The following is a 12,812-nucleotide window of genomic DNA, read 5'->3' as shown; positions in this document are numbered from 1 at the left end:
GGGGGCCAACGCCCCGCCCCTACGTCGTTCGGCCCGTATCTTTACCGCCTACGCCCCCGTTTTCCGCCCCCGATGATCCTTCGCCAACCCCTCCGCGCCGCCACCCTGTTGCTGGCGTTGCTCATTACTACTTGCTCCTTCTTAATTGGCGAAGCCCAGGCCCAGGCTCCCAAGACGTACTCGTCGTCCGAGATTCTGCTGGGGCTGAAAAAGCTCAACGTGCTGGGCTCGGCCCTCTACATCGCCGCCCACCCCGACGATGAGAACACCCGCCTGATTGCCTACCTGGCCAACGGCCGCCTCGTGGAAACCGGCTACCTGAGCTGCACCCGCGGCGACGGCGGCCAGAACCTCGTCGGCCCCGAGCTGCGCGAGGGCCTGGGCGTGATCAGGACCCAGGAGCTGCTGGCGGCCCGCCGCGTCGATGGCGGCCGGCAGTTCTTCACCCGCGCTAACGATTTCGGCTTCTCGAAAACGGCCGCTGAAACCTTCACCATCTGGGACAAGGAGCAGGTGCTGGCCGATATGGTCTGGGTGATTCGCCAGCGCCGGCCCGACGTGATGATAACCCGCTTCCCGCCCGACGCCCGCGCCGGCCACGGCCACCACACGGCCAGCGCCATGCTGGCCATCGAGGCCTTCGATGCCGCTGCCGACCCCAAGCGTTTCCCCGAGCAGTTGAAGTTTGTGCAGCCCTGGCAGGCCAAGCGCCTGCTCTGGAACACGGGTAGCTTCTTCGTGAAGGCGGGCGAGGATATGAGCCAGTATTTCCAGCTCGATGCCGGCGGCTACAACCCACTACTGGGCCGTAGCTACGGCGAAATTGCCGCCGAGAGCCGCACCAACCATAAAAGCCAGGGCTTCGGCAGCAGCGCCCAGCGCGGCGAGGCCCCGGAGTATTTCCAGCTCCTGAAAGGCGCACCCGCCAAAACCGACCTGTTCGATGGCGTGGACCTGACCTGGAACCGGGTGCCCGGCGGCGCGGCCGTGGGCAAGCTGGTGGACGAGGTGATTCGGAATTACGACGCGGCGAATCCGAGTGCTAGTGTGGCGGGACTGATAGCTGTCAGAAAAAGTTTTGGAAACCCTATTAGTAATGGTAATAACATAGGTAATACCAGCGCTATGTCTTGGCTCTTCGGAAAAAGACAGCAGGTAGATGCACTTATTCAGGCTTGCATGGGGCTTCACCTAGAAGCAACCGCTACTTCCACAACTGTTGCTATGAATCAGCCAGTGGAAATCAATTGGCAATTATTAAGCCCTTCGAATGTGCGTGCAAAGTTGCTGCGGGTTCGGTCGACCGCTTACGCTGTTACTGATTCAGCAATTGATAAAGCCCTGATACCAGGGCAACTATTAACCGGAAAGACAACCATCGAACCCACAGTTGGTATGGGTACTACACAGCCTTATTGGCTTCTGAATTCTGGCACCGTAGGGATGTATTCTCTTCCCGATAAATATGTTCTTTTTCAGAGTCGACTCAAGCATAATAGGTTTATTACGAATGCCTTCGGACTGGATGGGAAGCGCACCAATTATACTGACCCTTATACGACTGTTACTTTAAGTAAAGGTGATATTGTCTATGGAAAGCAAATGTTGGTCGGTCATCCACAAAATCCCGCCGTTGCTGATATGCATTTCTACATCACTGTGGAAGAGGAATTTTTAGATTTCGCTGTCCCCGTCCAATACAAGCACACCGACCCCGTACGGGGCGAAATCTACGAGCCGCTGACGGTGGTGCCGCCGGTGATGGTGAATATCGGCGGGCAGGCTTTCGTATTTGCCGACCAGCAGCCCAAAACGGTGCCCGTAACGGTGAGGGCGGGCAAGGCGGGCGTGAAAGGCAGCGTGGCCCTCACGCTGCCCGCCGGCTGGCAGTCGGAGCCGGCAAGCTACCCCTTCGACCTCGCCGCCAAGGATGGCGAGCAGACCGTGCAGTTTCAGGTGCGGCCGGGTGCGGGGGCCAAAGAAGGCAAAACCGAGCTGCGGGCCGTGGCCACCGTGGAGGGCCAGGCGTATTCGCGCGGCTACCAGGTAATTGCCTACGACCACATCCCGACCCAAACCCTGTTTCCCGAAGCCACCGCCCCGCTCGTCAACCTCGACCTCAAGCGCAAGGGCCAGCAAATCGGCTACCTGATGGGGGCCGGCGACGAAGTGCCTGAGGCCCTGCGCCAGATTGGCTACACCGTTACGTTGCTCAAGCCCGACGACCTCACCGAAACCAACCTGCGCCGCTTCGACGCCGTGGTGCTCGGCATCCGGGCCTATAACACCGTCGAGCAGCTGAAAACCCGCCAACCAGCCCTGCTGAAATACGTCGAGAACGGGGGCAACGTGGTGGTACAATACGTAGTGAACCGCGGCACGGTGCTGCCCGAAATCGGCCCCTACCCACTCACCCTGGGCCGCGACCGGGTAACGGTGGAAGGCGCGCCCGTCACGCTGCTCAATCCCAAACAGCCGCTGCTCAACACGCCCAACCGCATCACGCCCGCCGATTTTACTGGTTGGGAGCAGGAGCAGGGTCTGTACTACCCCGCCAAGTGGGACCCCCGCTACCAGACCGTTATCAGCAGCTCCGACCCCGGCGAAACAGCCAAGGAAAGCGCCATTCTGGTGGCCGATTACGGCAAGGGCCACTATATCTACACCGGCCTGAGCTTCTTTCGCGAGTTGCCCGCCGGCGTGCCCGGCGCCTACCGGCTGCTGACCAACATGGTGTCGTTGGGGAAGTAGGAGTTTGCCGCGTTTTCTCGTGGAGAGATGCGTAGAGAATAGAAGGAAGTGTTCTGATGAATCTGACCAGCATCGGGCGGCAATCCTGCCTGACAGCAGGCCGGCCACTCGGGCCAGGCTATCGTAGTGCAGGTCCCGTTCCTCCCCAAAACACTGAGTGCAGGAGCCCGGCGTTTCAGGAGCGGCCTGAATAGCGGCAGAAACGATTATCGATATGAAGCGTAGGGGTAAACCAGCAACTTTCGAGGCCAGATAACTTTTCGGGTAAGCTGTTCTTCCTCATTTGGCTGGCCGACCGTTAAGGCACCAGCTTATCAACTGTAACCTAACTTCTCATGGATAGTCGCCCACTCATTAGCGTAACCACCCTTTTGCTGGCTGGCCTCATGGCCGGCTGCCAACAATCTGGCCAGCAGGCGGGCGTGCAGTCTTCCGGCACGGAAAGTCCCGGGCAGGCTTCGGGCCAGGCCGGCTGCTCGCCCCTAGAAACCCGGCAGGCCAAGGTGCCCAGCCAGCGCCCCACCACTCCCGACCAAACCCGGGCCTGCGCCATTACTTCGGCGGCGACATTCGATGTGGTTGTGCTGGCCAAAGGGCTGGAGCATCCATGGGCAGTTGAGCCGCTGCCCAACGGCGACCTGCTGGTTACCGAGCGGCCCGGCCGGCTGCGCATAATATCGGCCCAAGGGCAGGTTGGGGAGCCTATTAAGGGCCTGCCCGCGGTGTACGCCACCGGTCAGGGCGGCCTGCTTGATGTTGCCCTGAGCCCCACCTTTGCTACCGACCAGCTGCTGTACTGGACCTTTTCCGAGCCCCGCGGCGCCGCCGGCAATGCTACGAGCTTAGCCAGAGGTGTGCTTTCGCCCGACCGCCGCAGCGTGAGTCAGGTGAAGGTTATTTTTCAGGCGTTACCGGCTTATAATGGCGACATGCACTTTGGCTCCCGCCTGGCGTTCGGGCCCGATGGCATGCTGTATGTGAGCTTGGGTGAACGTTCGGATATACAAATCCGCCCTCAGGCCCAGCAGATGAACAGCCACATGGGTAAAACGCTCCGCATTACTCCCGACGGTAAGCCGGCCCCGGATAATCCGTTTGCCAAGCAGGCCGGGGCCCTACCCGAAATCTGGACGGTGGGCCAGCGCAACGTGCAGTCCATGGCCTTCGATGCGCAAGGTCAGCTTTGGTCGGTGGACATGGGCCCGCAGGGTGGCGACGAACTGAACCGGATTGAGGGGGGCAAAAACTACGGCTGGCCCTTGGTCACGTTTGGCGAGGAGTATTCGGGCGAGCCCATCCCTAATTCTGTTACGACCAAGCCAGGCTACGTGGACCCTGTTTATTATTGGGACCCGGTTATTGCTCCGTCGGGAGCCCAATTCTACTCCGGTAGTGCCTTCCCGACCTGGCAGGGCAACCTTTTCGTGGGTTCGCTCAAGGACAGGAATTTGGTGCGGCTGCAACTGGAAAACGGCCGCGTAACGGGCGAGGAACGTCTGCTTTCCGACCGCAAGCAGCGCGTGCGCGATGTAAAGCAAGGACCAGATGGGGCGCTGTACGTCGTCACGGATGAGGACAATGGGGAGCTGTGGAAAATCACCCCATCCGCGTCGGGTACCAGGCCGTAAGTAGAGGCTACCGTTGAACTACGCATCTGAAATCGGGGCGGTGGTGGCGGCAGCCTAAATCGGCTGATACAGCTGGAAAGCGTTCAGGATGACACGGGTTTCGCCTATCTTTCGACTTTGCCAGTTCCCAATATCCCGCCCGTGTCCGTCCCCACAACTGAACCCAATAATAAACCGCCACTGCTTCCTTCGTGGCGGGCCTGGTACTGGCTGGTGCTGGGGGCGCTGGGGGCCGAAATCGGCTTGTTCGTGTACCTGACCCGGTTGTTTGCATGAGCGGGCTCGACTGGCTGATTCTGGGCAGCACGCTACTCTTTATCGTGGGCTACGGCACTTGGCGCACCCGCCGCGCCGGCGCCTCCCTCGACGATTACCTGCTGGGCGGGCGCACGGCCTCATGGTGGGCGGTGGGCCTCAGCATCATGGCCACCCAGGCCTCGGCCATCACCTTCATCAGCACCCCCGGCCAGGCCTACGACGATGGCATGCGCTTCATCCAGTTCTACCTGGGCCTGCCGGTGGCCATGGTATTGATTGCGGTGTTTGCGGTGCCTATTTACCACCGGCTGCAGGTGTACACGGCCTACGAGTATCTGGAAGGCCGTTTCGACAGGCGCACGCGCACCTTCACGGCGCTGCTGTTTCTGGTGCAGCGGGGCCTAAGCAACGGCCTTTCGCTGTACGCGCCGGCGCTGGTGCTGTCGGCCATTCTAGGCTGGAATATTCAGCTTACCGTCTGGCTGATTGGCGGGCTGATGATTGGCTACACCGTGAGCGGCGGCACCAAGGCCGTGGCCGTTACGCAGCAGGCCCAGGTGGCCGTTATTTTCACCGGCATGGTGATTGCCGGCTACCTGCTGGTGCGCTATCTGCCCGCGGGCGTGGGCTTCACCGATGCCATGCGGGTGGCCGGCTCCCAAGGCAAGCTCAACCTGATTGACTTTCACTTCGACCCCAACGACCGCTACAACTTCTGGTCGGGCATTACCGGCGGCCTGTTTCTTGCCCTCTCGTACTTCGGCACCGACCAGAGCCAGGTGCAGCGCTACCTGGCCGGCCGCGACCTCACCGAAAGCCGCTTGGGGCTGCTGATGAACGGCCTGCTCAAAATCCCGATGCAGTTCGGGATTCTGTTATTGGGCGTGCTGCTGTTCGTGTTCTACCAGTTCAACCCGGCCCCGCTCACCTTCAACCGGCCGGTTTACCTGCAGGTGGCCCACTCCGAGCAGTACGGCCCCCAGCTGCGGGGTCTGGAGCGCACCCACGCCACGCTGTTCAAGGCGCGTGCCCAGGCCACTGGCGAGCTGGTGGCGGCCCTCAAGACCGACGACCAGCCGGCCATTGCCGCCGCCGAAACCCGCCTGCAAACTGTGCAGGCCGCCAACCTGGGCCTGCGCGAACGGGCCCAGAAACTGATGAAGCAGGCCGTTCCCTCGGCCGAGGCTAAAGACACCGACTATGTGTTCCTGACTTTCGTGCTCAACTACCTGCCCCAGGGCCTTGTGGGCCTACTGGTGGCCGTGGTGCTGAGCGCCGCCATGGGCTCGGCCGCCGCCGGCCTCAACGCCCTTTCGTCCACCACGGTGGTCGATTTGTACCGGCCGCGCCGGCCGGGCCGCACCGAGGCGCACTACGTGGCGGCTTCGCGCTGGGCAGCGGTGGGCTGGGGCGTGTTAGGTATTGCCTTCGCTACCTTCGCCGCCCGCCTCGAAAACCTGATTCAGGCTGTTAATATCCTGGGCTCGTTTTTCTACGGTACCATTCTGGGCATTTTCATGGTGGCTTTCTTCCTGAAATCCATTAACGGCCGCACCGTGTTCTGGGCCGCCGTAGTGGCCCAAATCGTGGTGGCTGGTTTGTTCTTTACCACCGATATCGGCTATCTATGGTTCAACATTATCGGCTGCGCCGTGGTGGTGGCGGGCTGCGTTGGCCACAGGCTGTTAGCCAAAAGCTACTAGTTATTAACTTGATGTTCTCATCAACAAAAAGCCCCGCCTGAATTGTCAGGCGGGGCTTTTGAGTTCTTAACAACGGGAAGCTGACAGCTTTTTATTTCGCCTTCTTGGCTTCCATAATCAGCTCGTCGTTCATCTTCACGTAGTCCATGTTCTTGGCTTCGGTGGCTAGTTTCTTCGACATTTCGGCGGCCGTAACGGCGCCTTTGTAGTCCTTCATCTTCATTCGGATTTTGGCCTCCGTGAGCACGTTCCAGAACTTGGGGTCCTTGGCGTTGGCCTTCTGCATCCACGTCAGAGCCTGCTTGAGGTCCTTGTCGTTGTCGAGGTAGTACACGGCAGCCGCGGCCAGGTCGCCGTTGGTAGGGTTGGCGTTGTTAACTACCTTCTCGTTGATCTGGGCCATTACCTTGGGCTCCACGTCGGCCGTGAGCTTGAACTTTACGGCCGTCTGGTCCCACATCATCACTACGTTGGTGGTGGCGGGGGTAAAGTCGCTGAGGTCGATAGTGAAGATTCCCACCTTGTCGTTCAGCTTAATCGGCTTCACCTTGAAGCTGGCCACGTTTTCATCGTCCTTGAAGCCATCCACGTTGGCCCCCATTTTAGTGCTCTTGTTGAGCACTACGGTCCACTCGTTTTTGCCGGGGATAGTATAAAGACCATACTCACCGGCGGCTACTTTCTGGCCTTCTACCAGTATGTCGTCGGCAAATTTGATGGTGGTAGAGCTGTTGGCTCCGGTGCGCCAGCGCTGGCCATAGGTAACTACGCTCTTGTCGGCGGCGTCGCCGAAGCCTAGGCGGTTGCGCAGGTTGGGCCGGTAGTAGGTAATAGTTACATCGGTGAGGCCCACACGCTGCATGAGGGTGCTTTTAGGACTGGGCTGGGGCGTGCTGATCTGAGCCTGGGCCGCGCCGCCGCCGAGCAGCAAACTGGTGAGAACCAACGTAGCGCCGGGAATCCGGGCAGTGGAGGGGCGGGAGGTGGAGAATGACATACGAAGCAGGAACAGGGATGAAGGTGGAGTATTTTCAGAGTAAAAATAAGCAAACCAAACTCGTTCGCTCGCTCAGCCAACCCACCGGCTGCCCGGAAGGTTACAGGTTGAGCTTTTCGCCATCGATTGAGGAAGCTGTATAGAAAGCCAAAAGCCCGTCATGCTGAGCTTGCCGAAGCATCTCTACCGCTTTACTGAATGGCGCAAAGAAGCAGTGGAGATGCTTCGGCTACGCTTAGCATGGCGGCCTCATTCGTGTTAACGAGTTTTCAAGCAGCTTCGATAGTTATCAGCTGGGGCGCTGAATAGTAAGGGCCTGCCATCAAATCTGTCAGAATCTATAGTCTGCCAGTTGCTTAGCCGGAGTGGCTGATAGACTGCTACCGCTCAAATCCGTTGCTGCTGAATCTGGTGGTGCTCCAGCAACCGGGCTACATCAGCGGCGGTAGCAGGGGCCTGCAGGCGGCGCATATCCAGGTAGTAGCAGGCCGCCGTGGTGGGATAGAGTAGCAGCCAGTCGGACCCCACCCACACGGCCCGCCGGATGAGCTTCCATTGCCCCGAAAACTTGCCCAGCGTACTGCGGCCGATGATTTCGGTGGCGCCCAGGGTGAAGTCGACAGGATGCTGCAGCGCCTGCTGCCGCAGGTAGCCGCGCCGCAACTGCCAGCGCACCAGCACCAGCCGAAGCACCCCATAGGCTAGGCCTACGCCCAGGAACATGAGCGTGAAAGGGCTACCCAGCCGGCCGTTCTGCCAAAAGTCCAGCCCCACGCTAATTGTCAGCAGCAGCAAAGCCGCACTCAGCAGCCAGTACAGGCGGCGCGTGGCCGGCCGCGCCCGCCACAGCCGCAAGTTCACGGCCACAAACTCGTCGGCCGACAGGCGCACGGCAGGCAGGTTGTAGGGCGGGGCGGGCATAGCCGGAAGTTTCTACGTCAGCTCGAACTGCAGGCGGAGCAGGTTGGCGTACAGGCCGCCCTCCCGCTCGCTTAGCTCGTCGTGGGTGCCTTGCTCCACAATGCGGCCGCCGTCAATAACGAGGATTTTGTCCACTTTCCGGATGGTGCTCAGGCGGTGGGCGATGATGATGCTGGTGCGGTTCTGCATCAGCTCGTCCATAGCGCCCTGCACCAGCATCTCGCTTTCCGAGTCGAGCGAAGAGGTGGCTTCGTCGAGAATGAGGATGGCGGGGTTTTTAAGGATGGCGCGGGCAATGGCCACACGCTGGCGCTGCCCGCCCGAGAGCTTGATGCCCCGCTCGCCCACCAGCGTATCGAGGCCCTCGGGGAAACCCTGGATGAAGCGGTAAGCGTTGGCCCGCTCGGCAGCCTCAATGATTTCGGCGTCGGTGGCGCCGGGGCGGCCATAGGCAATATTTTCGCGGATGGAGCCACCAAACAGCAGCGTTTCCTGGGGTACAATGCCAATCTGGCGGCGCAGGGCTGTCAGATCGTAGTCGGCCACCGGGTGGCCGTCGATGGTAATCTGGCCGCCGCTCAGGGAGTAGAACTGCATCAACAGGCCCGCAATGGTACTTTTGCCGGCGCCGCTGGGGCCGACGAGGGCAATTTTTTCGCCCGCACCGATGTGGAAGTCAATGTCGGTGAGCACCGGCACATCGGGGCGGGTGGGGTAGCGAAAGGCGACGTGCTCGTAGCGGATGTCGCCCTCGATGCTGGTGGGTACCAGGCCGGTGGCAGGCTCGTGGTGGGTGGGCTCGGGCGCTTCGTCCAGAATTTCGAGGATGCGCTCGGAGGCGCCCAGCGTGCTCTGCACCTTGCCGTACATCTCACCGAGGCCCGCAATGGAGGCTCCGATAAAGGCTGTGTAGAGCAGGAACGTGAGCAGCTGGCCTACTTCGAGGTGGTCGGGGCCGGGGTTATATACCAGCGTGGCCGCCCGCCACAGAATGAGGATGATGCCGCCGGTGAGGCCGATGATAATGAACGACACGAAGCCGCCGCGGTACAAATTACTCTTGAGGGCCGTGCGCACCACCCGGTCGAGGGCCGTGCCGTAGCGGTTGGTTTCAAACCGCTCGTTGGTAAAAGCCTTCACCGAGTTGATGGCCTGCAGCGTTTCCTCGACGATGGTGTTGGTGTTGGCCAGCTCCAGCTGGGTTTCGCGGGCCAGTACCCGGATTTTGCGCCCAAACAGTCCGGCCACCAGAATGATGGGCGGAAACGTGAGCAGCATAAACAACGACAGCTTCACCGACACGAGCATGATGGCCGTGATACCGATAATCATTGTGGAAAGCTGCCGGAATAGCTCGGCCAGGGTCAGCGAAAAGGTGTCCTGAATCTGGGCCACGTCGGAGGTAATACGCGAGGTGATAGCGCCCACACGGTTCTGCTCGAAGTAGGGAATGGGCAGTTGCACAAACTTGCCGTAGAGCGCCCGCCGAATGTCGCGTACCGTAAACTCGCTCACCTGCGTGAAAAACCAGATACGCCCAAATGAGAAAAATCCCTGGAAAACAATGATGCCAAACAGCAACAGCGCAATCTGATTAATACCCAGCACCCAGCCGTTCGAGAGCACCAGCGGCTCGTGGTTGGCCGCCCCAATCAGCTTGCCCGCCAGCCACGGGAAGGCCATAAATGTGCTGCTACTCAGCAGCAGCATCAGCAGGCCCACGATAAATTTGGCCTTGTAAGGCAGCATGTAGCGGAAAATCCGCAGGCTGCGTTTGAGCGACTCCTTGTTTACTTTCGGTTTGGGCAGCTCGGCCGTTGCCAGGTCGCTGCCGCTGCTATTCAATCCACTTCGGGCCATTTTTCTTGGGAAGCTAGAAGTTAGGAATCAGAAGCCAGGAGCTAGAAGAAAGAAGTAGGAAAGCCTGTGTTTCGGCCTCTCAGTCTTTTAGATTCTAACTCCCGGCTTCTAGATCCTAACTTCTCATTATTCAAATTTCGGTTTGCCCTGCTCTACTTCCAGACCCTCAGAAACCCCGAACGGAATGGGCAGGCGCACCTGAATCGGTATAGCCTGGCCCTTGCGGGTGGCGGGTTTCCAGGCTGGCATCTGGCCCAGTACCCGTAGCGCCTCCGTGTCGCACTCGGGGCTCAGGGGCTGCACTACCGAGGGGTTGGTCAGGTGTCCGTCGGCTTCTACCGTAAAGGTCATCACCACGTGGCCGCTGATTTGCTTGACGCCAGCGGCCTCCGGGTACTTTAGGTTTTGCTGGAAAAACTGGTTCAGGCCCTTCGCTCCGCCCGGGAACTGGGGCGGCACATCGGGCCGGTTAGCAGCGGGCTTCGCCTGGGCCTGCATACGTCCGGCCTTTAGTTCGATGGGCTTTTTGGCCGGCACTGGCTGTTGTGCCCACGCCTCTCCAAAGCCCAAAGTTACAAGCAGCAAAATGAAGGAAAGTTGTTTCATGGTAGGGCAGTTGAAGGCCGAAGACCCGGGATGACAAAATAGCACGCGCTTACTCCTTCCTTCCACAACAACCCTTACGCAACGGGGTTCAATTTGAGGTCGCGGGGGCGCGAAATCATCCATAGCCCCAAGAAGGTAAGCAACCCGTTGAGAATCAGGATTTCGAAGCCGAACTTATAGTCCCACCACTGCTCGGAGTTGGCGTTGATAAACCACGTAAGCAGCGGCGTAAACAGGCACAGGGGCAGCACCAGCCGGTCGTGCAGGCCGCGGCTGGTAAAAATGCCGAACGAGTACAGCCCTAGCAGCGGCCCGTAAGTGTAACCAGCGGCCTTGAACACAGCCGTAATCACGCTCTGGTCGTTGATGGCCCGGAAAATGAGGATAATCACAATCAGCACCACCGAAAAGCCAAGGTGCGTGAGCTGGCGAATGTTTTTCTGCTTTTTCTCCTCGTACTGGCTGATGGTCAGCATATCTACGCAAAACGAGGTGGTCAGGGCCGTCAGGGCTGAGTCGGCCGAGGCGTAGGTGACGGCAATGATGCCGAGAATGAACACCACGCCCGCAAACAGGCTGAAGTGGTTGGTGGCCAGCAGCGGGAACACGCTGTCGCCGATAACGGCGCCGGTTTCGGGGTTGACGGGCAGGGCAATGCCCTTGGCAGCGGCGTACTGGTAGAGGAGCACGCCGAGCGAGAGGAAGAAGATGTTGACGAGCACAATGGCAATCGTGAACCAGAACATGTTTTTCTGGGCGTCGGCCAGGTTGCGGCAGCTCAGGTTTTTCTGCATCAAATCCTGGTCGAGGCCAGTCATCACAATGGTGATGAAAGCACCCGAGGCAAACTGCTTCCAGAAGAACTTGTCGTCTTTGGGGTCGGAGAAATAAATCTGCGACATGGAGCTTTCTTTCACTGTTTCCACCAGTCCGGCGAAGCCCAGGTTGAGCTCATCGGCCATTAGGTAGATGCTCACGGCCACGCAAACCAGCATGGCCATGGTTTGGAAAGTATCGGTCCAGAGGATGGTTTTGAGGCCTCCGCGGAAGGTGTAGAGGTAAATCAGGAAGATGGCGGCCGTAACGGTAACGGCAAACGGCACGCCCAGCCCATCGAACACGGCCAGCTGCAGCACTCCGGCCACCAGAAACACCCGGAATGCCGCGCCCACGGCCCGCGAAAGCAGGAAGAAGAACGCGCCCGTTTTGTAGCTCCAGAAGCCGAACCGCTGCTCCAGATAGGTGTAAATACTCACCAGCCGCAGCCGATAATACAGCGGCATAAGCACGGTGCCGATAACGAGGTAGCCCACCGTGTAACCCAGCACCACGGCCATGTAGCTCCAGCCCTGCCCGGCCACCATGCCCGGAATCGAGATGAACGTAACGCCCGAAAGCGAGGTGCCAATCATGGCAAAGGCCACCATGTACCAGGGCGCGTTGCGGTTGGCAATGAAGAACGACTCGCTCGTGGCCCCGCGCGAGGTGAAGTAGGCAATGATGATAAGGACCACAAAGTAGCCCGCAATCAGACTCAGAATAAGGGTGGGAGACATTCAGTTGCCAGTTGTCAGTTGCCGGTTATCAGTCAGTTAGCAGATGAGAAGGACCAACTGACAGCCAAACAACCAAATAAAACGAATCAGCAAAGCTACCAACTACCAGCCAACTACCGAGGAAGCCAGAACAAACTGGCAACCGGATATGGGCAACTCATTTCCAATCCCACCAGAGCCGCATTTCGCCTACGGCGGGCAGGTATAACTACTGCCTGTAGAAAGAACACTGTATTTTTATCTTTTAGAAATTTCATTAATGACTATTTTGGATATATCTGAATTTACTAGACAATCATTCAGGCTAAAATTATCAAAATTATTCTTCGAATTATCTGATATAAATACTAAGCTATTATTGCTATTGCAAAAAATAAAAGAATGAATACGACTAGAATCCTTCAAAACGAACATTAATTCTATTTGCCAATCACCGTTAAGTTTTCCGTCGCCTTCTATATTTTGCTTCCGCATAGATTTGTAACTATTAAGAATTTCGTTATTAACGAATGGGTTTTTTAGTTTTATTGAA

The 12,812-nt window shown here is 58.7% G+C and carries 10 protein-coding genes; 4 read left to right on the top strand and 6 right to left on the bottom strand.

Going from position 1 to position 12,812, the window contains the following annotated elements; genetic code table 11:
* The first annotated feature begins 72 nt into the window (after nucleotides 1-72).
* The 4 genes from HW556_RS16660 (at nucleotide 73) to HW556_RS16645 (ending at nucleotide 6,340) form a co-directional block, all read left to right on the top strand.
* The gene (locus HW556_RS16660) at nucleotides 73-2,751 is read left to right on the top strand and encodes a PIG-L family deacetylase (RefSeq protein WP_176901252.1); all 2,679 of its coding nucleotides are present in this window, start codon (nucleotides 73-75) and stop codon (nucleotides 2,749-2,751) included.
* A gap of 335 nt (nucleotides 2,752-3,086) precedes the next feature.
* Nucleotides 3,087-4,379: a PQQ-dependent sugar dehydrogenase gene (locus HW556_RS16655; RefSeq protein ID WP_246289700.1), complete on the top strand. Its 1,293-nt coding sequence runs from the start codon at nucleotides 3,087-3,089 to the stop codon at nucleotides 4,377-4,379.
* Nucleotides 4,380-4,496: 117 nt separating this feature from the next.
* A complete protein-coding gene (locus HW556_RS16650; protein WP_176901245.1) occupies nucleotides 4,497-4,655 on the top strand; it encodes a hypothetical protein in 159 nt (52 codons plus the stop codon).
* On the top strand, nucleotides 4,652-6,340 hold the full coding sequence (locus HW556_RS16645) for a sodium:solute symporter (RefSeq protein WP_176901251.1): 1,689 nt from the start codon (nucleotides 4,652-4,654) through the stop codon (nucleotides 6,338-6,340). The genes HW556_RS16650 and HW556_RS16645 overlap by 4 nt, the downstream gene beginning before the upstream one ends.
* Nucleotides 6,341-6,431: 91 nt before the next feature.
* Here the strand turns inward: HW556_RS16645 and HW556_RS16640 are convergent, their stop codons facing one another.
* The 6 genes from HW556_RS16640 to HW556_RS18560 all read right to left on the bottom strand — a co-directional run.
* Nucleotides 6,432-7,337: a DUF2911 domain-containing protein gene (locus HW556_RS16640; RefSeq protein WP_176901250.1), complete on the bottom strand. Its 906-nt coding sequence runs from the start codon at nucleotides 7,335-7,337 to the stop codon at nucleotides 6,432-6,434.
* A 387-nt stretch (nucleotides 7,338-7,724) separates the two neighbouring features.
* Nucleotides 7,725-8,258: a hypothetical protein gene (locus HW556_RS16635; protein ID WP_176901249.1), complete on the bottom strand. Its 534-nt coding sequence runs from the start codon at nucleotides 8,256-8,258 to the stop codon at nucleotides 7,725-7,727.
* A 12-nt stretch (nucleotides 8,259-8,270) separates the two neighbouring features.
* Nucleotides 8,271-10,118: an ABC transporter ATP-binding protein gene (locus tag HW556_RS16630; protein ID WP_176901248.1), complete on the bottom strand. Its 1,848-nt coding sequence runs from the start codon at nucleotides 10,116-10,118 to the stop codon at nucleotides 8,271-8,273.
* Nucleotides 10,119-10,244: 126 nt separating this feature from the next.
* On the bottom strand, nucleotides 10,245-10,724 hold the full coding sequence (locus tag HW556_RS16625; RefSeq protein WP_176901247.1) for an energy transducer TonB: 480 nt from the start codon (nucleotides 10,722-10,724) through the stop codon (nucleotides 10,245-10,247).
* Nucleotides 10,725-10,798: 74 nt separating this feature from the next.
* A complete protein-coding gene (locus tag HW556_RS16620; RefSeq protein ID WP_176901246.1) occupies nucleotides 10,799-12,280 on the bottom strand; it encodes a sodium:solute symporter in 1,482 nt (493 codons plus the stop codon).
* Between the two features lie 237 nt (nucleotides 12,281-12,517).
* Nucleotides 12,518-12,812 (bottom strand): hypothetical protein (locus HW556_RS18560; RefSeq protein WP_218136955.1); only part of this gene is annotated, 295 nt, incomplete at its 5' end.

The sequence above is a fragment of the Hymenobacter terrestris genome, assembly GCF_013377905.1.
In the GTDB taxonomy this organism is placed as follows: domain Bacteria; phylum Bacteroidota; class Bacteroidia; order Cytophagales; family Hymenobacteraceae; genus Hymenobacter; species Hymenobacter terrestris.
The sequence above is the reverse complement of the archived record's forward strand: the minus strand, read 5'-3'. Positions and strand labels throughout refer to the sequence as shown.